This window comes from Hymenobacter cellulosilyticus (assembly GCF_022919215.1).
GTDB classification, from domain to species: domain Bacteria; phylum Bacteroidota; class Bacteroidia; order Cytophagales; family Hymenobacteraceae; genus Hymenobacter; species Hymenobacter cellulosilyticus.
The window spans coordinates 5,255,233-5,280,594 of the sequence record NZ_CP095046.1 but is presented as its reverse complement, the minus strand read 5'-3'; the positions used below and the strand labels follow the sequence as shown (position 1 = coordinate 5,280,594).

The following is a 25,362-nucleotide window of genomic DNA, read 5'->3' as shown; positions in this document are numbered from 1 at the left end:
GCTTGTCGAAAATGAAAAGGCCGTTCCGGCAAGGCCGGAACGGCTTTTCTCTCCTTGGCTAAGGGCTGACTACCATTGCGGGTTCTGTTGCAGCCGGTTCAGGTCGACTTCGGTTTGCAGCAAGGGCAGCAGGCGCGACTTGCCGGGTACGAAGTTGTTGAAGTCCGGGTCGCGGGCCTTGAGCAGGTTCACCGAAGCCGCGTCGTTGAGCATATCCCAGCGCTGCAGGTCAAACCAGCGCACCCCTTCGCCCGTGAGTTCGGTTACCCGCTCGTGCATCAGCTGGGTGCGCAGCGCTTCCCGGGTCATAGTCGTCGGTAGTGGCGTCAGACCGGCCCGCTGGCGTACCTGGTTTATCAGCGGAATGGCCCCGGCCTGGTTGTTTTGCTCATTCATGGCCTCGGCCTGAAGCAGGAGCACATCCGCGTAGCGCATTACCCGCTGGTTGATAGGCGAGTCGAAATCCTCAAACGTGCGGTAGTAGTCGGTCTGGTACTTGCGCCAGTACACGCGGGAGCGGTTGCGGGCATCTTTGCCATAGCGGGTCAGAAAGCCTACGCCGTACACCAGCGTATCGGCATCAGAGGCCAGGGTAGTGGGAAACTGGGTTTGGTCGCGGCGGTTGTAGAACACGGTAGCGGCCAGGCGCGGGTCGCGCTGCCCGGTGGCGGTGGGTTCCTGCAAAAACTCGCGCACCACCCAGGGCCGCACCTCGCCGTCGTTGAAGCCAAAGCCGGGCACGCCCCAGAACTGGGAGCGTTGCCCACCCTGGGAGGAGGTAGCGTCGGGGCCCCCGCCGGCGTCATTACCGCCCTTGCGCTCATCAGAAAACTGCACCTCGAAGATAGACTCCGAGTTGTTCTCCGTCGTGTGGCGGAAGTTGTCGGTGTAATTCGGTACCAGGCTATATACGCCGGAGCTGATCACCTGTGCGAATTGTGCTTGCGCCTCTGCCCAGCGTTTGTTTTGCATGTGGGCCTTGCCGAGCAGGGTAGTGGCTGCGCCTTTGGTGGCCCGGCCCACGTCGGTGCCGGTGTAGGTAGCGGGCAGGTCGGGCTGGGCGGCGGTCAGGTCACTCACCACCTGGGCCCATACATCGGCCTCCCGACCCTGCGGGCTGCTTTGGCTCAGGTTGGTAGAGTACTGCGTCACCAGCGGCACGTTGCCGTAGAGCGACACGAGGTTGTAGTAACATAAGGCCCGCAGGAACCGCGCTTCGGCCACGATGCGCTTTTGCAGCTGCGCGTCCATGCCCTGAATGGTAGGCACCCGGTCAATTACCTGGTTGCAGCGGAGAATGGTGCGGTAATGGTCGCGCCAGATGTTGTTCGACACTTCAAAGTCGTAATTCGTCTGGATGAAGTGGGTAAAGTCGGCCAGTTCGCCCCAGGGGCTTTGGCTAAAGCCGGTGTCGTCGCGCAGGTCAAAGGCAAAGTTGAGCCAGCGTCGGTACATGCCCAGGCCCTGCAAGCCGGCGTAGCAGGCCACGGACCCCGAACCGCGTCGTCGGAGGTTTTCCAGGCCGACTCGGTAGTGGGAGAATTAGGGTTGGGTTGATCGAGCAGGTTTTTCTCGCAGGCCGTGGCGCTCAGCAGTAAGGTGCTAGCCAGCCCGAGGCGGGTCAAGAGAGGCAGAAAAGAAGCTTTCATATGGGAGGCTACTTAAAAGTAAAGAGAACCGGGCTTAGAAGCCCGCCTGAAGGCCCAGCGTGAAGGAGCGCAGGTTGGGGTAGGAGCCTTCATCAATGCCACGGGCCAGGTTGTTGCCAACGGTGTTGAAGGCCCCGCTACCCACCGTTTCGGGGTCGTAGCCAGTGTAGTCGGTCAACGTAAACAGGTTCTGGGCCGTGGCCACAATGCGCAGCGAAGCCACGTACTTGGTGCGTTCCAGCGCCGCCTTGGGCACGGAGAAGGCCAGTTGCAGGTTCTTCAGGCGCAGATACGAGCCATCTTCCAGCCAGCGTGTCGAGTTGAAGCGGGCGTTGTTGCCGGCCGCGTCGCCGTTCTGGGGGCCACCCGACTTAATAGCCCGTGGCGTGGTGTTCGAGGGGTTGGTGGGCGTCCAGGGGCTGAAGTCTGCGCGGTAGTTGCTGTTGTCGGCCGTGTTGTCGGTCAGGAAGCGGCCCAGGTTCATCACGTCGTTGCCCTGCACGCCCTGGAAGAAGGCCGTCAAGTCGACCGGACCGTAGCCCAGGTTCAGGTTCAGGCCATACTGCACCTTTGGAAACACCTGGCCCACGTGCGAACGGTCTTTCTCGTTAATGATGCCGTTATTGTCTATATCCTTGTAGCGCACGTCGCCCGGAGCCAATCCGGCCGGAATGTTGGCCTCCCCGGTCTGATAGATACCGTCGAACTGGTAGAGAAAGAACGAGCCCACCTCATGCCCCACCTCGGTGCGGGTAATTTCGCGGGGCCACCGGTGAAGAAGTTGGGGGCGCCGGCGCCTTCAAGGCCGGTTGTACCCAGGTCCAGCACCGTGTTTTTCAGCGTAGTCACGTTGGCCGTAGCGCCGTAGCGGAACGTATGGCGGTCGTCGTTGTAACCCAGAACAGCTTCCACGCCCTTGTTTTCGAGCTTGCCAATGTTGCGGAACGGGTTGGGGCCGGCGTTGCCAAGAACAGAGGGCAGGGGCGGGTTGATTAACGCATCTATGGTTTTTGATACATAATAATCAGCCGACAACGTCAGGCGGTTTTCTAGGAACCCGATGTCGAAGCCCACGTTGGTTGTATTGCGGCTCTCCCACCGAATTCCTCGGCTGGCGTAATTAGTTTGAATGGCTCCATTTTGAATAGCGCCGCCCAGTACATAGTTGGCGTTAGTGTTGATATAGCCCTGCGAAAGGTACGACCCGCCAAAGTCGCCACTGAGCAGGTCGTTGCCGAGGCGGCCGTAGGAAGCCCGCAGTTTGAGGTCGGAAACGCCGGTGATGCCTTCAAAGAAAGCTTCCTTTGACACCCGCCAGCCCACGGAAGCCGCGCCGAAGTTGCCCCAGCGGTTGTCGACTTCAAAGCGGGAAGAGCCGTCGCGACGGAAAGCAGCGGTCAGCAGATAGCGCTGGTCGTAGTCATAGGTGGCCTGGCCAAAAAACGACTGCTTACCCCACACATACGACGAGCCGATGGCCTGGGGCGTGGTGGTGCCAGCGCTCAGTTCCCAGAAATAGGTGGGGCCATTGCCGTAGCCGAAGTTTACACCCCGGGTAAAGTCCTGCTGGAAGCGCTGCTGGCTGTAGCCACCCACCACGGTCACGTTGTGGTTGCCGAAGCTTTTGTCGAAGGTGAGCGTGTGCTCGGCCATGCCGAAAAACTCAGTGCCCTGGTTTTCCCCGAAGTTGGAGAGCTGCGTAATGTCGTTCTGGCGCCAGATGCCGTACTGCCGCTTCTGCTGGTCGTGGAAGGCGTGGAACTCCGTGGCCAGGTTGAGGCGGTAGCGCAGGAAGTCGAAAATCGAGACCTCGCCGTACACGTTGCCTTGCAAGCGGTTTGAGGTGCCCGTGTCGTTGAGCAGCTCTTGCGAGGCAATAGGGTTCAGGCCAAACGTGCTGGCGTTGCCGTTGCCGATGCCAAAGCCGCCGGGCGTCGTGGGGTCATACACCGGAATGACGGGCAGCATCTGCACCACGTTGTAAAACGGCGAACCATAGAAGGGAATGACGTTCAGGCGGGTCTGGTTGGTGCGCGAAAGCATGGCGTTTTCCCCGAACCGGAACCGGCCACGGTTAAAGCCCGTGTTGACGCGGACGCTGTACCGTTCAAACTCCGGCCCTCTCACCGTGCCTTTCTGATTGAAGTAGCCCCCAGTTACGTTGAAGGTCGAGTTGGGTCCACCGCCCGAAAAACCTAGGTTGTAGTCCTGAATCGAGCCTTGCTTGAAAAATTCCTCCTGCCAGTCGGTGTCTACGCCGGCCGGAAGGTTGGCCGCAAACGGCTGACGCGGCAGGCCGGCATTGTCGTAGGCTTGGTTGTTGATGGCCGCCCACTGCGACGCATTCATCAAATCCAGGCGCCGCACCAGGTTTTGCACACCGCCCGTCACGTTGAAATTGATGGCGGTAGCGCCTGATTTGCCCTTTTTGGTGGTAATGATAATTACCCCGTTGGCCCCCGAAGCTCCGTACGGCGCCAAGGAGGCAGCGTCCTTGAGTACCTGCACCGATTCCACGTCGGCGGGGTTGAAGTCGCGCTGCCCGCCTTGGCTCTGCACCCACAGCCCGTCGATGACGTAGAGCGGACCGCTGCCGCTGGCAATAGTGCCCAGGCCGCGGATGTTGATGTTGGGAGCCTGCCCGGGCTGGCCGGAGTTGGTGACCTGTACGCCCGGCATGCGGCCCTGAATGGCTTCCCCAACGGAAGCTACCGGTGCCCGCCTTACTTCCTGGGCGCTGACACTGGCCACCGAACCGGTTACGTCCTGGCGGTTCTGAACCAGATACCCCACAACTACTACGTCATTGAGCAGCTTGGCATCCACGCCCAGCGCCACGTTTACCTCACTGCGCCCACTGACGGGCACGTCCTGGCTTAGGTAGCCCACAAAGGAAAAAGTCAGGGTAGCGTTGTCGCCTACGGTAAGCGTGTAACGCCCATCGGCATCAGTGGTGACGCCGTTGGTGGTGCCTTTTTCGAGTACGGTGACGCCCGGCATGGGCTGGCCTTTCTCATCGAGTACCCGTCCGCTTACCGGAGAAGCAATGGGTAGGGTTGCCGGGAGGGCATCCGGAGCAAAGCGGGGGGAGTAGCCGCTTCAGCGGAGGCGGCCGGGAGCAGGAGCAGGCCGCACAGCGTGGCGGGTACTGTCAGCCTACGTATTCTGAGTAGGGAGTCCTTCATAGCTGAAAATGGGTAGGATTGAGGAGGAAAGAGGTGGGGAAGTACTACAAACGTTTGCAGGGAAATTCAAGAATTGCAAACGTTTGCGTTGTATGGGAGAGAAAGGGGAATGGAATTGGGATGGAAATCAGGAGCTTCAAAATGGTTTGGTGGATACGCAGCCGTAGGGTAAGCGGGCTGACAGGGCTAATATTAGCTCGTAACTATAGATACTAATTTAAGCAATGTCAAGAAATTATATAAAATATTTAGAGTTGAACGCTAGGGTTGTGCTTAGCTCAGCAGTTCAGTCCTGACTTGCGGGGCTCTCCATCAGCATGGCTGGGGAAGTATGAAAGAAGCAACTATGCTACGCAGTTTTATTCGCAAACGTTTGCATGACTAGGCTCAAGCCTTCTCATTGAACTTCGAAGTATGTTATAGAACAATGGCGAAAATGAGTTCTGAAGATCAGCTACATATCGTTCCGTATGTGCCGATGTGTCTCCCGCGGATTTTGTTTTGGCTACAGCTGTACCTGGCGCTGCCGTCATCTAAATTCATATGTGGAGTTATTTGCCATTCAGCTTGCGGATCAGCTCTGTTTCCTCTTTGCGGTAAGGGGTGCCGTCCCGCCGGAACACCTCGTGAAACCATTCAGCCGGTTCACTGCCATCGGGTATCGGGGTTTCCCACTGGTACTTGGTATTGGTCTTGCCATCAACCAGGCCCCAGTTGATGGCTCCCACGTTCTGAGTCTTTAGCATGGGCATGATGGTAGCAAAGCGCGAGTTGCGGGGCCGTGCCATGTACTCGGTGCAGATGAGGGGGCGGCCGTGAGTTTCCAAGAGCTCTATAAGGCGCTGGTGGCTAGCTACATCATCGTAGCTATGGTAGGTGATGATATCCGAGTGCAGCGCCTGGTAGGTGTTAAGAGTCTGAAAATCCCAGGCCCACAAGCCCACGCTCAGGGGCTGATCGGGGTTTACTGCCCGAGCCCAAGCAAACACGTTGCGCACCAGGGGCAGGGAGGAGGTAAGCTTACCCGAGTTGCCGGGCTCGTTGTATAAGTCCCAGAGTAAGATTCGCTTGTCGTGCTTAAAGCTGCTAAGCACGTCCTGCACGTAAGGCTTCAGAGTCATAAAAGTTGCTGAGTCTCGGGAAGCCGGGTCGCCGGGATCCTGCAGCCAGCCGGAGTTATGGATTCCGGGTTTCGGCACGGGCTGGGCCCCGATGGCTGCCTGCTTGTTCCAGCAGTCGTCGAAAAAGACGAACATGGTCTGGATGTGGTGCTTATCGGCCAGGGTCAAGTACGTATTCATCCGGGCCTTAAACCCTTTGGGGTCCTGTTTCCAGGCTAGGCTGTGCAGAAAAACCCGCATCGTGTTGAATCCGATGCCTTCGGCAAAACCCAGCTCCCGGTCAATGGTGGTCGGGTCGAAGGTGTCAGCCTGCCACATTTCGAGTTGATTGATGGCCGTGCTGGGCGTGAAGTTGGCCCCACTGATCCAGCTATGCGCTTTGTACCAGGCTTTTGCCTTTTCCACCGTCCAGCGCTGTCCGACGGTCTGAGCAGCATTAATAGCTGGGGCGTTACTTCTTACCTTAGTCTTTTGGGCATCAGCACTGCCGCAGGCCAGTAAAACGGTAAGGAACAGTATAAGCTTCTTCATAAGCTAAGAGACGGTACGTTTACAAACGTTTGCGTGTAAGAAGTAAGGGCTTTGTTGCTTGATGCTGCAGTGCTGGAAAAGCTGGCGTTCTGATGACAAAGAGAATATAGGCCTTATTTTTCTAAGATATATTCTATATTGGTCCTGCTGCTTTGCTATTTCAAGGTTTATACCTAATGGCAGCATACCCAATAAGACGTGTCTCGGCCGTCAATTTGCAAGGTATTATGGCCTTGATTAGGTAACTCTACGTAGATAGCCACGCAAACGTTTGCATGTTGTTCAGCTATTATCAATAAATGCACCCGCACGCTGGTAAAAGACAGCTATATAGGCGAGGCTAGGATAGTCAGTAGCTCCTGCCCTGCATGGTACAATTCTAGCTTGTTCTGCTAGCCGAAAACGCCCTGGATACGTCTTGCCCGCCATTCGCTCATCCCACCAACTTCCTCTCATGCCTTCTCGTCGTCATTTCCTTCAGCAAGCCACCAGCGGCCTCGCTGCGCTGGCTTTGCATAGTCAGGCCCTGGCCCGCGCCGCGGCCCGCACGTATACTAATCCGGTGTATGCCGGCCAGTTTCCCGACCCCTTTGTGTTGCGCCACCAGGGCCGCTACTATGCTTTCGGGACCACCGGCCAGGGACGAACGGCGGACGGGCGCATTTTTACGGTGCTTACTTCCACTAATCTGGTCGACTGGAAGCCGGCTGGCGGTGCCCTAACCCCGCCGCAGGGCGCTACGGGAGCCGACTTTTGGGCCCGGAAGTAATGTACCACCAGGGCACGTTCTACATGTACTATTCTATGGGGGGCGGCGCTATTGGCGCTGCGGTAGGGCACCGGCTGCACGTGGCCACCAGCAAAACGCCGCAGGGGCCTTACACGCAGGTGGCCCTGCTCGACGTGCCCGACAGTAAGTTTACGATTGATGCCCACCCGTTTCAGGATACCGACGGGCAGTGGTATCTGTTCTACGCCCGCGACTTTATCGACTCCGACAACGGCTACCGCCCGGGTACCGGCCTGGTTGTCGACCGGCTCATTGATATGACCCGCCTAGCCGGGAAAGCCGCACGGTGATGCGGGCCCGGCACGACTGGACGGTGTTTGAGAAAAACAGGCTTATGCCGCTCTACGACAACCGCACGTTTGCCGAGTGGCACACGCTGGAAGGTCCTTTTGTGCGCAAGCACGGCGGCAAATACTATTGTTTCTACAGCGGGGCCAACTTCCTTACGCCCCGCTACGGAGTCGACTACTGCGTGGCCGATTCGATTATGGGACCTTATGCGGATACCGGCGCGGAGAAAGGGCCCCGAGTGCTGCACGCTGTAGCGGGCCACGTACGTGGCCCTGGTCACCATTCCCACGTGTTAAGCCCGGATGGCAAGACTGAATATCTCGTGTACCATGCCTGGGATAAAGCCATGAAGGAGCGGCAGCTTTGCATCGACAAGCTGGCCTGGACTGCCCAGGGGCCCCGCTGTCAGGGGCCTACGTATACGCCGCAACCGTTGCCTTAAGAAAGTAGGCGTAGTAAAAGGAGTTTTAGAAGATTTTCTGGTGGCCTTGCCAGCTAGGCATGAGCCTCTTACGAGTACTGTTTGGGAGGGTAGAGCGCAAATTTTCCGCAAATTTTGTTTTGCTTGGACAGCTATTTGCGTAGGCGTTGCGCAGACAGTGCAGAGCACTGCTTTTTCATTTTTTAATTTAATACGATTGTGGCCCGCGCAAAAGCTTCTATCTCAGATCTGGCGAAGCAGCTGGGCGTTTCGGTTTCTACTATTTCCCGGGCGCTCAGTGACCACCCTACCATTAGTGCGGCTACCAAGAAAAAGGTCTGGAAGCTGGCCCAGGAGCTACACTACCAGCCCAACCACATGGCCGCGGGCCTGCGCAAAGGCCGTAGCAACCTGCTCGGCGTGATTGTGCCGCACATCGATGGGCACTTCTTCACTATGGTAGTCAAAGGCATCGAAACCGTGGCCACCAAGGCGGGCTTCAACGTGATGATCTGCCAGTCGAATGAGGATGTGAAGCACGAGCAGAAAAACATTGAGTCTCTGCTCAGCGCCCAGGTGGAAGGTATTCTGGTGTCGTTGGCGCGCAACACGCTCGACTTCAAGCATTTCGACAAAGTGCGCAAGCAGGAAATTCCGCTGGTGTTTTTCGACCGGGTGCTCGACGGGCTCGATGTTAGCGCCGTGGTTATCGACGACCGGGAAGGGGCGTATCAATCAACCAAGCACCTGGTTGCCCAGGGCTGCCGCCGGATTGCGCATTTCGGGGGCCTTTGCACCTGAATATCTACAAGAACCGCCGCCTGGGCTACATCGACGCGTTGCTGGAGGCCGGCCTGCCCATAGACGAAGAGCTGGTTTTTCACTGCGACATGACCCAGGAAGACGGGGTAGCGGGCATGCAACGCATGTTGCAGCTCAAGAAGCGCCCCGACGCCATCTTTTCGGCCAGCGACTTTTCCGTCGTAGGGGCCTTGCAGGAGCTGAAGCGGCAGGGGCTGCGGACCCCGCAGGATATAGCGCTGGCCGGGTTCAGCAATGAGACGTTCACCTCCATGACCGAGCCCATGCTGACTACCGTCGACCAGCGCTGTGAGCAGATGGGGCAGGCGGCGGTGCGACTGTTTCTGGAGATGCTCGAAGAGCGCAGTGCCCTGTTTTCGCCCCGCCGCATCGTGCTGCAGCCCGACCTGCTGATTCGCGGCTCGTCGTTGCGGGCTGCTAAGGAAGTGGCGGTAAAGTAGGGGTGGCAACGCCTGCTGACCGCGTGGCAAGGAGCAATAACTGAGTGACAATGCGTTGTGTCGAGGCGTCATTGAAGCGTAATGGGGCGTCAACGACCAATGACGAGGCGACAACGTCCCGTAGCGGGGTGTCATTGGGGAGCAACCGGGTGTCAATGCGTGCTACCCATGTAATAAGGCATTGTGTCGGGGACGCCGGGCTACTGCGGGGCTATTATACGAAGTCTGTTTCGTGCTGTTGATATAGTAGCGCAACGTACCTTCGGTAAAATAAGGTTGGGTATAAATCCATGCTAACCAATAAAAAGATGGGATTGGATATTGGCGTAAGTACAGATAAGGATGAAGAACTGTATTCGGACGATGAGCATGACTACTTTAACGAGCACAGTTTAAGCCGAACCTTCTGCCAGCTTATGGGGAGGAGTAATGTCGTGGAGCACGAAACCGAGCTTGACCAAATCAGCCGGATAACGGGAGTGGATATTGCGCCTTTATATGACATGAATAACTACCCGCATGAGGAGTATCTGGACTTTCGGGTCGCAGTGGCGGAATCAGAAGAGGAAAGAACTAAGATTCTTACTGAAGCTCAAGCGGATAAAGAGCGGTTAACGGGAAATGTTGATACAGTCAAGCAAATGCTGCTTCACTTAATTGGAAAGTTGGAAACCATTCCAAACCTGCCAGCGCTGCTGCTGCCTACTGACTTCGATTCCCTGGGTAACGAAGCCTACTTCTCGGACTTTAAAGTTGATAAAGGGCAGGGCTACATTGGCAATAACTTTGGGCAGGACCTGCGGAATTTTAGTCGGCATTTAGACTATGCAAAAAGCAAAGGCGTCACGACCGTTTGGTTTAATTATGGCTGATAAAAACCATAAAAGCATATAATATGGAACAAGAAAGGCCGGCGAGATTCGCCGGCCTTTCTTGTTCTGCTTAAGAATAATAAGCCCTACGCGGCCTCGCCTTCCGTGGCTTCCGGCGCACTAGCTTCCACGTTCTTTTCCACGATTTCGCGGGCCAGGTTGAGGTAGCTGATGCTGCCCTTGCTTTCAGCGTCGTGCAGAATGACCGGAATGCCGAACGAGGGAGACTCCGAGAGCTTCACGTTGCGCGGGATGATGGTATCGAAGACGAGTTGCTGGAAGTGGAGCTTTACTTCTTCCACCACCTGGTTGGAAAGGCGCAGGCGCACGTCGTACATCGTGAGCAGAATGCCCTCGATTTCCAGCTCCTCGTTCAGGCGGCTCTGGATGATCTTAATGGTGTTGAGCAGCTTGCCCAGGCCTTCGAGGGCGAAGTACTCGCACTGCACGGGCACAATCACGGAGTGGGCGGCCGTCAGGGCATTCACCGTAATCAAACCCAACGACGGGGAGCAGTCGATGATGATGAAGTCATACTGATCGATGAGGGGCGCAGGGCGTCCTTCATCTTCTCCTCGCGGTTGGGCAGGTTGATCATCTCCACCTCGGCGCCTACCAGGTCAATGTGGGAGGGCATCAGGTCGAGATGGGGCAGAATGTTGGTGTTCAGGATGATGTCCTGGGCATTGATGCCATCCACCATGCACTCGTAGATGCTGTTTTCGATGTCCTTCGGGTCGAAGCCCACGCCCGAGGTGGCGTTAGCCTGCGGATCGGCATCCACCAGGAGCGTCCGGTACTCCAGCGCCGCCAGACTGGCTGCCAGGTTGATGGCCGAAGTGGTTTTGCCGACTCCGCCCTTCTGATTGGCTACCGCAATGATTTTTCCCATGAGTTGTAGAAGCTGTGAGCTACGTTAAAGATAGCCGTTAGCTTGTCGATAGTTAATGTTCAAAGGTAAAAAGCTGGCTGCAATGAAGCGGCGGCCGGCCTTTTACAGGGTAATGGTTTCGCCGACTTTCATCAGCACCAGCTCTTTACCGGCCGCCGAAGCTTTGGCCTGCGTCTCGGCGTGGTCGATGGCAATGGGCGGGAAGGTGTCGAAGTGCATGCCGATGATTTTGCCGGCGCCGGTCCAGTCGGCGGCTACCAGCGCGTCGTCGATGCCCATGGTGAAATGGTCGCCGATGGGCAGCAGGGCCGCATCCAGCTTGTACCGCTCACCGATGAGCTTCATATCGTAGGTCAGGGCCGTGTCGCCGGCGAAGTACAGCGTCTTGCCTTCCGACTCAATGATAAAGCCCGCCGCCAAGCCGGCGTAGGAACCATCGGGCAGGGAGGAGCTGTGGGCCGCGGCTACCAGCTTTACCGTGCCAAAGGGCAGCTTGATGGAGCCGCCCAGGTTCATCTGGTAGGTCGCCTTGAGGCCTTTCTCGCCAAACCAGCTGAGCAATTCCACCATGCCCAGCAGCTCGGCGCCGGTGTTCTGGGCAATTTCGACGGTATCGGCGACGTGGTCACCGTGCCCGTGGCTGAGGAAGATGTAGTCGGCCTGAATGGCAGCTACGTCGATGTCCTTGGCCAAGGGGTTGAGCCGGATAAAAGGATCAAAGAGGATTTTGCTGCCACCGGTTTCGAGCAGAAAGCTTGCGTGGCCGTAGTACGTCAGGTTCATAAGGGAGCGGGTTTGCCGAAAGTTGCTAAGAAAACTGCTTTGCGGGCAAAGCGGCCGTAAAAAAGCAACCCCCGACGGAAAGACAACAACTAATAGCCAAAAGCTAGTAGCTATACGCTTAGTTTTGCACAAATATAAGCGATTCCCCCGTTCCCATGCTGTTGTCTGCACGTCGTTTTGCCGGTTATGTTGTCCCGTTGCTCACGGCGTTAGCCAGCTGCGGCGGCCCCAGCCAAAGCACCGATGCGCGGCGCGTTTTCCGCTACAACCAGCCCGAGGCCCTGACTTCCCTGGACCCGGCGTTTTCCAACAAGCAAGCCAACATCTGGGCCGTAACCCAGCTCTACAACGGCCTCGTGGAGCTGGACTCAACCCTACAGCCGGTGCCCTCCGTGGCCCGGCGCTACGAAATATCGGCCGATGGCCGGCACTACACCTTCCACCTGCGGCCCAACGTGCGCTTTCACGATGCGGAGGTATTCGCGGGCGGCAAGGGCCGGGCCGTGGTAGCCCAGGACTTCGTCTACAGCTTCCGGCGGCTGCTCGACGCTACGACGGCCAGTCCCGGCGGCTGGATTTTCCGGGGCAAGGTGCTGGAAAACGTAGCCGGGAGCCGTCGGATACCTGCTTTGTGGCCGTGAACGACTCTACGCTGCGCATCCACTTGCAGGAGCCATTTATTCCGTTTCTGGGCATTCTGGCCATGCCCTACGCCTACGTGGTGCCGCGCGAGGCCGTAGCCAAGTACGGCAAAGACTTCCGGGAGCATCCCGTGGGCACCGGGCCTTTCCGGTTTAAGGAGTGGGACGAGGGCAACGCCATTATCTACCACCGCAACCCCACCTACTGGAAAAAGGACGAGCAGGGCCGGCAGCTGCCCTACGTCGACGCGGTGCAGATCAGCTTTATTCAGGACCGTAAAACCGAGTTCCTGACCTTTATGCAGGGCAAGCTCGACTTTCTTTCGGGTATCCGGGCCGGCAGCCGGGACCTAATTATGCACCCCGACGGTACGGTGCGGGAAGACTTTCAGGGCAAGTTTCGGCTGCAGAAGGCTCCGTACCTGAACACCGAGTACCTGGGCTTCCAGCTCGACCCGACCAACCTGCGCGGGAGGCGGCCAGCCCCGCCCTGCGCGACAAAAGGGTGCGGCAGGCCTTGAGCTACGCCCTGAACAAGCCCGAGCTGATTGCCTACTTCCTCAACAACGTGGGCGTGCCGGGCCACTCAGGCTTCGTGCCGTCGTCCTTGCCTTCCTACAGTGAGCAGCTGGTGCCGGGCTACACGTATCAGCCCCAAAAGGCGCGGGAGCTGTTGCAGGCGGCGGGTTTTGGGCCCCAGAATCCGCTGAAGCTGCGCCTGGGTACGGTAGCTGAGCGCAAGGAGGTGTGCGAGTATCTGCAGAAGAAGTGGGCCGAGGTGGGCGTAACGGTGAGCATTGAGGTGAATCAGTCGGCGGCCCAGCAGGAAATGGTCGACAACGGCCGGGCGGCCTTTTTCACCAAAAGCTGGCTGGGTGACTACCCCGACGCGGAAAACTACCTGGCCTTGTTCTACAGCAAGAACTTTGCCCCGGCCGGACCCAACAAAACCCACTTCAAAAGCCCTGAGTACGACCGGCTGTACGAGCAGGCCATCCGGGAGCAGGATGTGGCTAAGCGCTACGCCCTATATCAGCAGATGGACCGGATTGTGGTGAACGAGTCGCCGGTGATTCCACTGTACTACGACCAGGTGGTGCGTCTGACCCAGAACAACATCCGCGGCCTGACACCCAACCCCATGAACCAGCTGGTGCTGGAGCGGGTGCGTAAGGAGTAGGGGCAGAGCGGGCTTTATTTGGAGGAATACCGCGGCGGGCTAAACCCATCCGTAAACTAACGGTTGTTGGTATATTCACCCAGGCCTATTCTCCATGACCTACCGCTACCGGCTGCTTTTGTTTTTTCTTTTCGGGCTTACGTTTCACCTGCAGGCTCAGACGGTGGGGCAAATCAGCGGGACAGTGCGCGACCGGGCCACCCAGGAAGTGCTGCCCGGCGTGACGGTGGTGCTGGAAGGCACCGACTTCGGCACGGCCACCGACGAGCAGGGCCGTTATAAGCTGGCCGGCGTGCCTACTGGCTCCTACAACCTGCGGGCTTCTTTTGTGGGCTACGAGGCCCTGCTGCGCTCCAACGTGAGCGTAACCAGCGGCAACGCCAACATTATCAATCTGGAGCTGAGCGCCGGGCCAAGCAGCTAGGCGAAGTGACCGTGACGGCCAGCCGCGCCATTCGGGTGGCTACAGCCGAAACCCCGCTGAGCGTGCAGCGCCTCAATACCGAGGAAATCAAAACCTATCCGGGCGGCAACTTCGACATCTCCAAAGTGGTGCAGAGCCTGCCCGGGGTGGGCGGGGCGGCACCGGCGGCACGGCCGGCTTCCGCAACGACATCATCATCCGGGGCGGGGCCCCCAACGAAAACGTGTACTACCTCGACGGAATTGAGGTGCCGGTTATCAACCACTTTGCCACCCAGGGCAGCACTGGCGGCCCGGCCGGCATCCTGAACGTGTCGTTTATTGAGGACGTGACGCTGAGCAGTTCGGCCTTCGAGGCCCGCTACGACAATGCCCTGAGCAGCGTGCTGCAGTTTCGGCAGCGCGACGGTAACCCCGAGCGGGTGCAGGGCAACGTGCGCCTAAGCGGAACCGAGGTGGCCGGCACCCTAGAAGGCCCGCTGGCGAAGAATACCACCTTTCTGGTGTCACTGCGCCGCTCGTATCTGCAGCTATTGTTCAAGGCTTTGGACCTTCCCATCCGGCCCAATTACTGGGATTCGCAGTTTAAGGTAACCACCAAGCTTTCCGACAAAACCACGCTGACGGCCCTGGGGCTGGGCGCCCTAGACCATTTTGAGCTGGCGGCCCCGCGCAATTCCTCACCCGATAAGGAATATCTGCTGCGCTCCACACCCACCTACGACCAGTGGAACTACACCACCGGCCTAGCGTTGCGCCACCTGCTGCCCAGCGGCTACCTAAACGTGGCCCTGAGCCGCACCCAGCTGGAAAACAAGGTCGACCTGTTTGAGGGTGGCACTGGGAAAGACGAAGCCAACCGCGTATTGCTGACCCGCTCGGGCGAAACCGAAAACAAGCTGCGCGTGGACGTAAACCGCACCGCCGGCCGCTGGCAGTACGCCTACGGGGCCAGCGGGCAGCTGATTCACTACGACAACCGCTTTCAGCAGCGCTTACGCCGCGAAATACGGGATGAGCAGGGCGCAGTGGTGGCGCCGGGCGTCACGGTCAGCTTTGCCTCCGACCTGGATTTTGTGCGGTTCGGGGCATTTGCCCAGGCCACGCGCACCTTGCTGCCCTCGGGCCGCCTCACCCTCTCGGCCGGGGTGCGTACCGATGGCAACTCCTTTACCGACGACGGCCGCAACCTGCTGCGGACGTTGTCGCCGCGGGTTTCGGCGGCCTACGCCCTCACCGATAAGCTCAACCTGAATGCTTCGGTGGGGCGCTACTACAAGATTCCGCCTTCTACGATTCTGGGTTTTCGCGACAATAATGGCCGGCTGGTCAACCAGGGCAACCGCTACATTCGCTCCGACCACTATGTGGCCGGTCTGGAATTGTTGCCCCGGCCGAACACGCGCTTTACTCTCGAAGGCTTCTACAAGAGGTACAGCAACTACCCGGTGAGTGTGCGCGACGGAATATCCCTGGCCAACCTGGGCGGCGACTTCGCGGCTCTGGGCAACGAGGCCGTAACCAGCACCGGCCGGGGCCGGACTTTCGGCGGGGAGTTCTTTTTCCAGCAGAAGCTGACCAGCAAAACCTTTGCGGTGGTGTCCTACACCATTTTTCGCAGTGAGTTCAGCGGCCTCGACAACCAGTACCGGCCCTCGGCCTGGGACTCGCGCCACCTGGTATCGGGGCTGCTGGGGCGTAAGCTGGGGCGCAATTGGGAGGTCGGCCTCAAGTACCGCTTTGCCGCCGGCTCGCCCTACACGCCCTTCAATTTGGAGGCTTCGCGGCAGAACTACCTGACCATCGGCACCGGTATTCTCGACTATAGCCAGCTTAATACCCAGCGCCTGGGCTCTTTTCAGCAGGTTGACTTCCGCCTCGATAAGAAGTACAACTTCCGGCGCCTGACCCTGGACTTTTACGTCGACGTGCAGAACGTGCTGCTGGCCAAGTCGCCGGCCACCCCGAGCTACAGCTTCCAGCGCACCGACGACAACACGGCTTTCATCACCACCGACGGCCAGCCCCTGCGCCCCGACGGCAGCAACGCCCTGCCCATTCTCATCGACAACGCCAGCGCCCTGGTAACGCCCACCATCGGCTTCATCGTGGAGTTCTAGCAGCTGGTATAAAACAGCTGTCATCCTGAGCAAAGCGAAGGACCTTATCACGGCAGAACGAGCGTCGTAACAACGGCTTGTTCAAGCGTGGTAAGGTCCTTCGCTTTGCTCAGGATGACAGACCAAACAGTGACCGTCCCCCACCTACCTATCCGCGGCGGCATTGGTGCCTCCGGATACCTTCTCGATTTCGGCTCCAACAAACTTGAGCAGGGTTTCCAGTTCGGGAGGGGTTCCTTCCTCGGCCTGCACGGTTTTGAGTTGTCCGTTGGCCTGCCGGATGCTCAGGATGGTGGCGGGCAGGTCGGTTGAGCCCTGGGAGTAGCGTTCCTCGTAGGTGGCAAAGTTGAGGCGGCGGGCATCGTCGAGAATCTTGTTGACGGTGGCCAGGGGAATTTTCATTTCGTGGGGACCGGTCAGAGGCACGTAGCGGTAGCCGATGTACGACACGTGGCCGTCGGAGAAAATGGTGGCCTCATAGTGCGGGCAGGTACCAAAGCAAGGGGTCCGCTTGAAGACAATGACGGGCACGGCCTCCACTTTTTTGGCGGCCACGGGCTTTTTGGTTACCACCTTTACCTTGGTCTTGACTGGCTGCCGGCTTAGCGAGACGGTTTTGGTCTTGGCCTTATTCTTATCGGCGAGCAGGTTCTGGGCGGGGGCGCTAACAGCCCCTAGCAGGGCGGCAAGCAGCAAAGCAAAGGAGAGGCGCATAGACAAGGACATTAAAAGGTGAGCGGCCAGGTAAGTTCCAAAAAACGAGCCACTAACCAACTACCTACGCCCGGAATACCGGCTGCGGTTTGGGCTAGGTCAGCAGAGCCTGAACAAGCAGCCCGGAAGTGGGCTTCTGCTGCTGTGGAAGCATAGTCAAACCACCTCAGATGCCTGCCGTCCAAGCGCGTGCGCTAAGGCCAGCCAATAGTGGGAGAACAGGCCGCAAACGCACAACGCCTTTCCACCGGGCGGTGAAAAGGCGTTGTGCGTTTACGGCAGCGCTTAGAGGAGACTACGAGCGGCGCGTGGGCTTGCGGGGCTTGTCGCCTTTGGGCTCCCGGGGTTCACGGGGTTCCGAGCCACCCTGCTTGGCCTGGGCCTCGCGCTCCTGGGCGGCCTTCATGGCCTCGGCCAGGCGGGCTTGGAAACCTGAGGGCTTCTTGTCCTTGTTCTTCACCTTGTTGGCTTCGAGCTGGGCGCGCAGCTTGGTTTCATCCACGAAGCTACGGGTGATAAACTGCTGACCGAAGGTGACCATGTTCGATACGAAGTAGTACCAGGTCAGACCGGCGGCGAAGCTGTTCAGCACGAACATGTAGATAACCGGCATTACGTAGCCAATAACCTTCATCTGGCCCTGCATCTGGGTGTTGACCTGGTTGCTCTGCCAGGTCATAAGCAGGGTGGAGGCCGTCATCAGCAGGGTGAAGAGGCTGACATGGTCGCCGTACCACTTGATGTAGAAGGGCAGCTTGATGAACACGTCGTAGCTGCTCAGGTCCTTGGCCCAGAGGAACTGTTCTTGGCGCAGCTCAATAGCGTTGGGGAAAAACTGGAACATGGCCAGCAAGATCGGTATGGTGAGCAGCGTAGGTACGCAGCCAGCCAGCGGGCTTACCCCAAAAGTGGAGTAAAGCTTCATCGTTTCGCTCTGAATCTTGGTCTGGTCGTCGCCGTACTTTTCCTTGAGCGCGTCGATTTCGGGCTTCAGCACTTTCATGCGGGCCTGTGAGACGTAGGTTTTGTAGGTCAAAGGCCAGGTCACGAGCTTGATGAGCAGCACGAGCAGGGCAATGATGATGCCGTAGGAGCCGATAAACTGCTCCAGGAAGTGGAACACGGGCAGAATCACGCCCTTATTCACCCAGCGGAAAATGCCCCAGCCCAGGTACACGTTGCGCTCGAAGCCGGGGGCCACGTTTTCCAGAATCGGCAGGGAGTTGGGCCCAAAGTAGTAGCGGAAAGTCGCCTTGTTGGCTTGCACGTCGGCTACCGGAATAGCCAGCGTAGAGCTCATCGTTTTGAGGTAAGTCGAGTCTTCCAGGTCTACTTTGGAGTTGAACTGCCCGTTGCTGAACTGGTTATCGGCAATGATACCGGCAATGAAGAAGTCGTGCTTGTGGGCAGCCCACTTCAGAGGCTCACCAATTTTGATTTCCTCGGGGTTCTCGGAAGCTTCAACCAGAGCACCGTGGTCGTCGGAGGCCAGGTAGTGGTTGATGGTCGAGTGGTTACGGTTCTGCTTGGCATCCTGCTCGGTCTGGCGCACGTGGTCCACGAAGCTGAAGGTAAGCGGCTCGGCGGCCAGCGTGCTGGCCACGCCGGGCATGCGCAGGGCGTAGCCCACCTCGTAGGAGTCGTCAAATAAGGTATAGGCCTGCTCAATGCTGCCCCGGCCACGGCGGCCGTGAAGGTCAGCTGCTGGCCTTTCCGTTCCCCGCTGGTCACGGCCTGCACGGCGGCGGGCTGGAAGTACAGGTCGGAGAGCTTGATGGTGCGGCCGTCGGTGGTACGGAAGCGGGTGTCGAGCTGGGCACTCTGGGCGTCGAGCAGGTCGAGTGGCTTGCCGAAGAAGGTCTTGTACTTATTCAGGCGCACGGCCTCTACCCGGCCCCCCTTCGAGGAAAAGGTTACCGTCAGGTTGGCGTTCTGCAGCTGCACCTGTTGGGCTGTGCCCTGGCTGGCGGCGGCAAACGCGCCCAGCGTACGGGCGGCCGTAGCCGAGTCGAGCGGGGCAGGAGCGGCCGCGCCGGCCTTGCTGGCGGCCGTGGTAGCCTTGGCGGCGGGTTGTTCTTTCGGCGGCTTCGGCGAGAAGAAGAACAGGTAGACGAGGAGCAAGGCCGAAATCAGAAACAGGCCGGTTGCTTGGTTTTTGTCCATCGAAGGAAGGTACTGACGGGAAAAAGTGAGGGGCGCCGGGCGCCACGAAACGCAAAGGTACGGGGAAAGCACGGCTTGCCTCAAAAATCCGGCGAGCCAGGACAAAGGTCGGGATTGGCAGATGAATATTCGCAAACCGGCGTATTTGGCAGAAGCGGCCTGCCGGGCCCTGTCATGGCGGACGGCGCTAAGCCATTCGTGCTCCGGAACGTGCAGATTATGTTGAAGTGAAAAGCCCTTTACTACCGCGGTAGTAAAGGGCTTTCTAATAAAAGAGCGGGTCGTGCTGGGCAGCGGACGCCAGGCTTCGTCCTGCCCGCCACGACGTGTAGTTCCCGTAGTTTAGAACTCGTTCTTGTGGTGCTGGATGGCGGCTTTCACGAAGCGCACGAACAGCGGGTGCGGGTTCTGAACCGTGCTTTTGAGCTCGGGGTGAAACTGCCCGGCCACAAACCACGGGTGGTTCGGAATTTCGATGACCTCAACCAGGCCCGTATCGGGGTTGGTGCCAGAGGGAACCATGCCAGCTTCCTCGAACTGCTTCAAAAACTCGTTGTTGAACTCATAGCGGTGGCGGTGCCGCTCACTGATGTGGTTACGGCCGTAGGCCTTGGCCGCTTTCGAGCCCTTGCGCAGTTCACAGTCGTAGGCGCCCAGGCGCATGGTGCCGCCTTTCTGGGTGATGTTCTTCTGCTCTTCCATCATGGCAATGACGGGGAAGGGAGAGTTGGGGTCCATTTCCGTCGACGAAGCGCCTTCCAGCTGCAGCACGTTGCGGGCAAACTCCACTACCGCGCACTGCATGCCCAGACAGATACCGAAAAACGGAATCCGGTTTTCGCGCACGTACTTAATAGCCGCTACCTTGCCCTCGAAGCCCCGCTCCCGAAGCCGGGTGCTACGAGCACGCCGTCCACACCGTGCAGCAGCTGCCCGATGTTTTCGGCCGTCACGTGGTCCGACTGGATGCTGCGCACCGTGACCTTGCACTCGTTTTGGGCGCCGGCGTGTACAAAAGCCTCGTTGATGGACTTGTAGGCGTCGGGTAGCTCCACGTACTTGCCTACCAGGGCAATGGTGATTTCCTCGGTGGGGTTTTTGAGGCGGCCCAGAAAGTCTTTCCAGATTTCCAGGTCGGGCTGGGCGTGGCCGCCGGTCAGCTTCATTTTCTTGATTACCCGCTCGTCGAGGTGCTCCTTGAGCATGAGCAGGGGCACCGAGTAAATGCTGTCGGCATCGAGAGCCTCGATAACCGAGTTGATTTTCACGTTGCAGAACAGCGCAATCTTCTTGCGCATCTCCATCGGAATGGGGTGCTCGGAGCGGCACACCAGAATGTCGGGCTGCAGACCGGCCTCACGCAGGTCGCGCACCGAGTGCTGGGTGGGCTTAGTTTTTAGCTCGCCGGCCGCGGCCAGGTAGGGCAGCAGGGTGAGGTGAATGACGACTGAATCGTTGGGTGGCAGCTCCCAGCGCAGCTGGCGGACGGCCTCCACGAAGGGCAGGCTCTCGATGTCGCCGATGCAGCCCCGATTTCGGTAATGACGATGTCGAACTCGCCTTTTTCGCCCAGCATGAGCATGCGGCGCTTGATTTCGTCGGTAATGTGGGGCACTACCTGCACCGTTTTGCCGAGGTAGGCACCTTCGCGCTCCTGCCGGATTACGTGGTCGTAGATGCGGCCGGTGGTGACGTTATTGGCCTGGGAGGTCGGCACGTTCAGGAACCGCTCGTAGTGGCCCAGGTCCAGGTCAGTTTCGGCCCCGTCGTCGGTCACGTAGCATTCGCCGTGCTCGTATGGGTTCAGCGTGCCCGGGTCGATGTTGATGTAGGGGTCGAACTTCTGGATGGTGACCCGGAAGCCCCGGGCCTGCAAAAGTTTGGCGAGGGAGGCGGCAATGATGCCTTTACCCAGGGAGGAAGTCACGCCGCCGGTAACAAAAATGTACTTGGCGGTAGTCGCGGGAGTGGGGGTTCTGTCTGGCATAACAGGACGCAAAGCTACTCAAATATGTGGGAGGGGCGCGGCGCAAATCTGAATCTTGTCGAGAATAGTTGGGAAATCAGGTTGGGGAAAAGCCCCTTTCCGTGCCTGGATATAGGGTGGCAGCCGGCCGTAATAACGCCCCAAAATTTCCATTTTCAATTAAGCCTTTACTTCAACTCCCTGGCCCTAAGTGCCACACCGCCGCCGGGCTGGAGCGGGGCGCAAAAAGCGGCAAAATCTGTGGTTGAGTTTGCATATTGCGCGGCTCAAACCCGCTGCTCATGTCCCGCTGCCTGTTGCTAGTATCTTTTTTGCTGTGCGCGTACCTGCTGCCCGCGGCCCGGGCCCAAAGCTCAGCCGACGACAACGTGGCCGAAACCGCATTGCGGCGGGGCAAAGGTCCCCGCTGGCTCAACAAACTACTGACCGGCTCCGCGGTGTTGAGTCAGCACCACGTGGGCTCAGCATCACCGATGCCATTACGGGCGAGGCTATTTATGAGCTCAACAGCGCGGAGTATTTCCAGCCGGCCAGCACCATGAAGCTCTTTAGCCTCTACGCCGGCCTGCATCTGCTCGGCGACTCCCTGCCCAGCCTGTGCTACGTGGTGCGCCCCGATTCGCTTGTCTTCTGGGGCACCGGCGACCCGACCTTGCTGCACGGCGACGTGCCCAGCCGCCGCGCCTTCACGTTTCTGCAAAACCGGCCCGAAAAGCTGTTCTATACCGCCATTCCCAGCGTGGAAGCCTTCGGGCCGGGCTGGAGCTGGGACGACTACAACTACTACTTTTCCCCGGAGCGCAGCCCATTGCCGCTGTATGGCAACACTGTGCGCTTTTATGCCCGGCCCGGCCAGCCGCTGCGGGTAGCGCCCCGCATCTTCGCGGCCCTGGTGGAAGCCGCCCCGCCCGGCGCCAGCAGCCCCGACCATGTGCGGCGCCCCTTGCTCGAAAACCACTTCGTGGTGTATCCTTCCACCCGCAGCTGGGTGGATGAAACCCCTTTCCGCACCGGGCCCGACGTGGTGCTGCGGCTGCTGCAGGACACGCTGCGCCGCCCAGTGCTGGCCCTGCCGTGGCGCCCCCGGCACCAGGACAGTATCCGGACCCTGCCCGGCTTGCCCGTCGACTCACTGTACCGGCGCATGCTGCAGGTGAGCGACAATTTCCTGGCCGAGCAGCTACTACTCATGTGCTCCAGCCGGCTGGGTTCGGACTCGCTCAATACGGCCCGCGCCATCCGGGCCGTGCGCCAACAGTTTCTGGCCGACCTGCCCGATGCCCCGCGCTGGGTCGACGGCTCGGGCCTGTCGCGCCTGAACCTGGCCACTGCCCGCGACCTGACGGCCCTGCTGGTGAAGCTGCACCGGGAAGTGTCCGAGCCCCGCCTACTGAGCTTGCTAGCAGCCGGCGGCGGGCACGGCACCCTGCGCCGCGGCTACCACGACGCCCGCGGCACGTGGTTCTGGGGTAAAACCGGGACGCTCACCAACGTGCACAACCTCAGCGGTTACCTACGCACCCGTAAGGGCCGGCTGCTGGCCGTGAGCTTTATGAACAATAACCACGTGGCCGAAACCGGGGCCGTGCGCCGCGAGATGGAGCGGATTCTGGCCCAGGTTCGGGAGCGGCTCTAGTCCCGCCGCACTTAGTTGAAGCCTCCTTCCTTTTACCGGTCTTCGTAAACTGAATACCCATGCGCCAATACTGTCAAATTATGTGGGCCGTAATTGGCTTGCTGAGCTTACCGGCCTGTCAATCAGGAGGGAAGGAGGATAAAATTCGGGCCGCTCAACCTCACGCCGCGCCGGTTGCACCCGAAGCGCCGCCCCGGGTTGCTACAGCCTCGACCGCGCCGGTAGACTCCGTGCGGGAGCTGGCCCGCTTCACGCCGGCCGGCTACCGGGTCGAAGCCGTGAGCCAAGGAGATTTAAACCGGGACGCGTTTCCCGACCAAATAGTGGTGTTGCGTTCATTGGCCGCCGATAGCAGCACCATGGGCGACGAGACACCGCGGCCGCTGCTCCTGCTGCTGGGCTCGGCTACGGGCCGCTACACCCTGGGGCCCGCAACGATAAAGTGGTGCTCTGCACCGGCTGTGGCGGCATGATGGGTGACCCGTTTCAGGGCATAGCCATCAAAAACGGTTACTTCTCCTTGGAGTACTACGGCGGTAGTGCCTGGCGCTGGACGCACATTACTACGTTTAAATACGACCCGGCCCGCCGCACCTGGTTTTTGCACCGGGAGGGCGGCGAGAGTTTTCACGCCACCGACCCCGACAAGGTGGAGTCCTACGGCCGTACCATCCGCGACTTCGGCCGCGTTGCCTTCGCCGACTACGACAGCAACAAGCAGTTTGGTCAGTAAGCCAGCCGGGCTGCCGGGCTGCTTGCTGGCTTACGCGTGCCAGCGTTCTGCGCCGTCGAGCTAGCGCCGACTAACTGCATTTTTGACAGGAACGAAAAGTTAGGCTATCTGAGCTATGGGGAACGGATTGGTAGTCTGTTATTTGCATTTTATCCAGAACGGTAGGCTAGTTATCAAGGTAAAGCATGGTTGAGTTGGCATGACTGCCCGATTATCGGTAGATTCATGCCGCCATTTGCTGCTGACCGGCTAAAACCTTCTCTAGTCTGCCGGTTTGTCAACTGTATAACCTTAAACTATTCCGCTGTGCGTCGCTTGATACTTTGCTCGCTGGTGACCGGTCTTTGTGCCGGCGCAACAACAACGGCTCTGAGTGCCACCACGTCTGGTCACGACCTTGGCGGCTCGCCGTTTCTCTTCACTTCGCAGCCCGCGCAAGGCGCCGGTTCGGGCCTGACTGGCAGCTACTTTGCCAATGGTAGTCTGGCCGGAGCGCCTCTGCAGCAGCGCGTAGATCCGTCTATCAGCTTCAACTGGGGCACGGGTGCTCCCGGCCCCGACCTCTCGGACGACAACTTCTCCATCCGCTGGGAAGGGCTGCTGGCGGCCCCGGCCACGGGCAGCTACCGCTTCATCGGCAAAACCGTGGATGAAGTGCGCGTGTGGGTCAACGGCAAGAAGATCATCGACACCTTCAACGGCAATAAAGTCGGTGCCACCGGTAGCAGCGGCATTGCCCTGGCCGCCGGCGAGAAAACAACCATCAAGATTGAGTTTGCCGCCGGCGAAGGCGAAGCCCAGTTTCAGATGATGTGGGCCCCGCCCGGCCAAGGACCCCAGGTAATTCCAACTGCTTATCTGTATCCGCAAGGCTCTTCAAGCCTGCCCGACCCGGCCGGTACGGCGGTAGCGGCGGCTCCGGCCGCCCCAAAACCCGCGCCTGCTGCCCCGGCTAAAGTGGTAGCCAAAGCCAAAGTAGAGCCCAAGCCCCGCGAGGCCAAGCCCGCTCCGGCCCCGGTAGCCAAGCCCGAGGCGAAAGTAGCTAAGGCGGCTCCGGCCCCGGCTAAACCCGATCCGGCCATTGCCAAGGCTGAAAAAGCCACGGCCAAAGCTGCCGCGAAGGCCGCCAAAGAAACTCCGCCAGCCCCGGCTCTGGAGCCCGGCGTGTACGTGCTGACCTCGCGCACCACGGGCAAACCCCTCGAAATCGACGACCCTTCGCGCCCCAACAGCCGTATCTACAACGGGCTGGGCACGGCCAGCAAAGAGGCCGATAGCCGCAACCAAGAGCCCCAGTGGCGCATTGAGCGGCTGGCCGACGGCTTCTACCGCCTGGTGGTACCCGGCAACAACCGGGTGCTGGAAGTACTGGGCAGCTCCACTTCCAACGGGGCCGAAATGGATTTGTGGCCCTACTACAGCGGCAACAACCAGGTATGGCGCATCGAGCCCACCGAAAACGGCTACTATAAGCTGCTGGCCAAGCATAGCAACAAGGCTCTGACGGCCAAGGACTCGGCGGCAGGTACCATACAGCAGTGGCGCTATACCGGTAAGGAAAACCAGATGTGGAAGCTCAAGCCAGCCAAGTCAGAGGAGCCTACGGCCGTGGCCATGGCCAGCAGCAAGCCCGGCGTAGGAGCCAATAAGATGAGCATCTACCCCAACCCCAGCAACGGCGTGGTGCAGCTGCGCTACGAACTGCCCGAGGAAATCCCGATGGGCTGGGTGCTCTACAACCAGAATGGCGCACCGGTCCGCGTGTCGGACTACCGCCGCCAGCCCAAAGGTGCCCATCACCAGACCCTGGACTTTACGGGCCTGCCCGCCGGCGACTATAACCTGCGCATGACCGTGGGTACCGTCACGACCCGGGAGCAGCTGCAGCTGCGCAACCCGAAAGCTGACCCGGTGCCTACCGCGCCGCTGGGCAGCAACTAAAGCAGCTGACACGATACCAACAAGAAA

21 protein-coding genes and 3 pseudogenes are annotated in these 25,362 nt (G+C 59.3%); 15 read left to right on the top strand and 9 right to left on the bottom strand.

All coding sequences use genetic code 11. From position 1 onward, the window contains the following. Positions 1-69: 69 nt before the first annotated feature. The 4 genes from MUN79_RS25865 to MUN79_RS25850 form a co-directional block, all read right to left on the bottom strand. Positions 70-1,488 (bottom strand): RagB/SusD family nutrient uptake outer membrane protein, encoded by a 1,419-nt coding sequence (locus MUN79_RS25865; RefSeq protein WP_244675375.1) that lies wholly within the window; start codon positions 1,486-1,488, stop codon positions 70-72. A 195-nt stretch (positions 1,489-1,683) separates the two neighbouring features. Then, a complete protein-coding gene (locus MUN79_RS25860; RefSeq protein WP_244675374.1) occupies positions 1,684-2,391 on the bottom strand; it encodes a SusC/RagA family TonB-linked outer membrane protein in 708 nt (235 codons plus the stop codon). After that, a complete protein-coding gene (locus MUN79_RS25855) occupies positions 2,277-4,697 on the bottom strand; it encodes a SusC/RagA family TonB-linked outer membrane protein (protein WP_262923085.1) in 2,421 nt (806 codons plus the stop codon). Before MUN79_RS25855 ends, MUN79_RS25860 begins: the two co-directional genes overlap by 115 nt. A gap of 688 nt (positions 4,698-5,385) precedes the next feature. Continuing rightward, positions 5,386-6,486, bottom strand: coding sequence for a glycoside hydrolase 5 family protein (locus MUN79_RS25850; RefSeq protein ID WP_244675372.1), 1,101 nt, complete (start codon positions 6,484-6,486; stop codon positions 5,386-5,388). Between the two features lie 454 nt (positions 6,487-6,940). Between MUN79_RS25850 and MUN79_RS32115 the strand changes: the two are divergent. From MUN79_RS32115 to MUN79_RS25830, 5 genes and pseudogenes are all read left to right on the top strand, one after another. Then, a pseudogene (locus MUN79_RS32115) lies at positions 6,941-7,566 on the top strand (family 43 glycosylhydrolase). Next, on the top strand, positions 7,566-8,009 hold the full coding sequence (locus MUN79_RS30440; RefSeq protein ID WP_262923084.1) for a family 43 glycosylhydrolase: 444 nt from the start codon (positions 7,566-7,568) through the stop codon (positions 8,007-8,009). Before MUN79_RS32115 ends, MUN79_RS30440 begins: the two are co-directional and overlap by 1 nt. A gap of 198 nt (positions 8,010-8,207) precedes the next feature. Then, the gene (locus MUN79_RS30435) at positions 8,208-8,789 is read left to right on the top strand and encodes a LacI family DNA-binding transcriptional regulator (RefSeq protein WP_262922949.1); all 582 of its coding nucleotides are present in this window, start codon (positions 8,208-8,210) and stop codon (positions 8,787-8,789) included. After that, positions 8,780-9,250 (top strand): LacI family DNA-binding transcriptional regulator, encoded by a 471-nt coding sequence (locus MUN79_RS30430; RefSeq protein WP_262922948.1) that lies wholly within the window; start codon positions 8,780-8,782, stop codon positions 9,248-9,250. The genes MUN79_RS30435 and MUN79_RS30430 overlap by 10 nt, the downstream gene beginning before the upstream one ends. A gap of 290 nt (positions 9,251-9,540) precedes the next feature. Beyond that, complete coding sequence (locus MUN79_RS25830) at positions 9,541-10,122, top strand: hypothetical protein (RefSeq protein WP_244675370.1); 582 nt, start codon at positions 9,541-9,543, stop codon at positions 10,120-10,122. An 86-nt stretch (positions 10,123-10,208) separates the two neighbouring features. Here MUN79_RS25830 and MUN79_RS25825 read toward each other — a convergent pair. Next, positions 10,209-11,014, bottom strand: a pseudogene (locus tag MUN79_RS25825) (ParA family protein). Positions 11,015-11,116: 102 nt separating this feature from the next. Next, positions 11,117-11,797 (bottom strand): metal-dependent hydrolase, encoded by a 681-nt coding sequence (locus MUN79_RS25820; RefSeq protein WP_244675369.1) that lies wholly within the window; start codon positions 11,795-11,797, stop codon positions 11,117-11,119. A gap of 155 nt (positions 11,798-11,952) precedes the next feature. Between MUN79_RS25820 and MUN79_RS30425 the strand changes: the two genes are divergently transcribed. The 6 genes from MUN79_RS30425 (at position 11,953) to MUN79_RS25800 (ending at position 16,161) form a co-directional block, all read left to right on the top strand. Continuing rightward, positions 11,953-12,438 carry an ABC transporter substrate-binding protein gene (locus tag MUN79_RS30425; protein WP_262922947.1) on the top strand — a complete coding sequence of 162 codons (486 nt, stop codon included), beginning with the start codon at positions 11,953-11,955 and terminating at the stop codon, positions 12,436-12,438. Beyond that, positions 12,435-12,959 carry an ABC transporter substrate-binding protein gene (locus tag MUN79_RS30420; protein ID WP_262922946.1) on the top strand — a complete coding sequence of 175 codons (525 nt, stop codon included), beginning with the start codon at positions 12,435-12,437 and terminating at the stop codon, positions 12,957-12,959. The genes MUN79_RS30425 and MUN79_RS30420 overlap by 4 nt, the downstream gene beginning before the upstream one ends. Further along, positions 12,956-13,618 (top strand): ABC transporter substrate-binding protein, encoded by a 663-nt coding sequence (locus MUN79_RS30415; protein ID WP_262922945.1) that lies wholly within the window; start codon positions 12,956-12,958, stop codon positions 13,616-13,618. The genes MUN79_RS30420 and MUN79_RS30415 overlap by 4 nt, the downstream gene beginning before the upstream one ends. Positions 13,619-13,712: 94 nt before the next feature. After that, positions 13,713-14,042 carry a carboxypeptidase-like regulatory domain-containing protein gene (locus MUN79_RS25810; protein WP_244675368.1) on the top strand — a complete coding sequence of 110 codons (330 nt, stop codon included), beginning with the start codon at positions 13,713-13,715 and terminating at the stop codon, positions 14,040-14,042. Between the two features lie 5 nt (positions 14,043-14,047). Continuing rightward, entirely contained in the window at positions 14,048-14,350 is a 303-nt protein-coding gene (locus MUN79_RS25805) for a hypothetical protein (protein WP_244675367.1), read from the top strand. Beyond that, positions 14,266-16,161, top strand: coding sequence for a TonB-dependent receptor plug domain-containing protein (locus MUN79_RS25800; protein ID WP_244675366.1), 1,896 nt, complete (start codon positions 14,266-14,268; stop codon positions 16,159-16,161). The genes MUN79_RS25805 and MUN79_RS25800 overlap by 85 nt, the downstream gene beginning before the upstream one ends. 144 nt (positions 16,162-16,305) lie before the next feature. Here the strand turns inward: MUN79_RS25800 and MUN79_RS25795 are convergent, their stop codons facing one another. From MUN79_RS25795 to pyrG, 3 genes and pseudogenes are all read right to left on the bottom strand, one after another. After that, positions 16,306-16,875, bottom strand: coding sequence for a DUF6438 domain-containing protein (locus tag MUN79_RS25795; RefSeq protein ID WP_244675365.1), 570 nt, complete (start codon positions 16,873-16,875; stop codon positions 16,306-16,308). 295 nt (positions 16,876-17,170) lie between these two features. Then, the gene (gene yidC, locus MUN79_RS25790) at positions 17,171-18,544 is read right to left on the bottom strand and encodes a membrane protein insertase YidC (RefSeq protein WP_262923083.1); all 1,374 of its coding nucleotides are present in this window, start codon (positions 18,542-18,544) and stop codon (positions 17,171-17,173) included. 836 nt (positions 18,545-19,380) lie between these two features. Continuing rightward, positions 19,381-21,025: pseudogene (gene pyrG, locus MUN79_RS25785) on the bottom strand (CTP synthase). A gap of 316 nt (positions 21,026-21,341) precedes the next feature. On the opposite strand from pyrG, the gene MUN79_RS25780 reads away from it, so the two are divergent. The 4 genes from MUN79_RS25780 (at position 21,342) to MUN79_RS25765 (ending at position 25,335) form a co-directional block, all read left to right on the top strand. Then, positions 21,342-22,661: a D-alanyl-D-alanine carboxypeptidase/D-alanyl-D-alanine-endopeptidase gene (locus tag MUN79_RS25780; RefSeq protein WP_244675364.1), complete on the top strand. Its 1,320-nt coding sequence runs from the start codon at positions 21,342-21,344 to the stop codon at positions 22,659-22,661. 59 nt (positions 22,662-22,720) lie between these two features. Next, the gene (locus MUN79_RS25775) at positions 22,721-23,134 is read left to right on the top strand and encodes a hypothetical protein (protein WP_244675363.1); all 414 of its coding nucleotides are present in this window, start codon (positions 22,721-22,723) and stop codon (positions 23,132-23,134) included. Beyond that, the gene (locus MUN79_RS25770; protein ID WP_244675362.1) at positions 23,131-23,394 is read left to right on the top strand and encodes a hypothetical protein; all 264 of its coding nucleotides are present in this window, start codon (positions 23,131-23,133) and stop codon (positions 23,392-23,394) included. Before MUN79_RS25775 ends, MUN79_RS25770 begins: the two co-directional genes overlap by 4 nt. Before the next feature lie 306 nt (positions 23,395-23,700). Then, positions 23,701-25,335, top strand: coding sequence for a PA14 domain-containing protein (locus MUN79_RS25765; RefSeq protein WP_244675361.1), 1,635 nt, complete (start codon positions 23,701-23,703; stop codon positions 25,333-25,335). The last annotated feature ends 27 nt before the right edge of the window (positions 25,336-25,362 follow it).

What these genes read in the sequence shown, in the direction of transcription:
- MUN79_RS25820 (WP_244675369.1), bottom strand. Translation starts at nt 11,797, where the DNA reads ATGAACCTGACGTACTACGGCCACGCAAGCTTTCTGCTCGAAACCGGT.
- MUN79_RS25770 (WP_244675362.1), top strand. Translation starts at nt 23,131, where the DNA reads ATGATGGGTGACCCGTTTCAGGGCATAGCCATCAAAAACGGTTACTTC.
- MUN79_RS30440 (WP_262923084.1), top strand. Translation starts at nt 7,566, where the DNA reads ATGCGGGCCCGGCACGACTGGACGGTGTTTGAGAAAAACAGGCTTATG.
- MUN79_RS25850 (WP_244675372.1), bottom strand. Translation starts at nt 6,486, where the DNA reads ATGAAGAAGCTTATACTGTTCCTTACCGTTTTACTGGCCTGCGGCAGT.
- MUN79_RS25810 (WP_244675368.1), top strand. Translation starts at nt 13,713, where the DNA reads ATGACCTACCGCTACCGGCTGCTTTTGTTTTTTCTTTTCGGGCTTACG.
- MUN79_RS25795 (WP_244675365.1), bottom strand. Translation starts at nt 16,875, where the DNA reads ATGCGCCTCTCCTTTGCTTTGCTGCTTGCCGCCCTGCTAGGGGCTGTT.
- MUN79_RS30425 (WP_262922947.1), top strand. Translation starts at nt 11,953, where the DNA reads ATGCTGTTGTCTGCACGTCGTTTTGCCGGTTATGTTGTCCCGTTGCTC.
- MUN79_RS25775 (WP_244675363.1), top strand. Translation starts at nt 22,721, where the DNA reads ATGCGCCAATACTGTCAAATTATGTGGGCCGTAATTGGCTTGCTGAGC.
- MUN79_RS25830 (WP_244675370.1), top strand. Translation starts at nt 9,541, where the DNA reads ATGCTAACCAATAAAAAGATGGGATTGGATATTGGCGTAAGTACAGAT.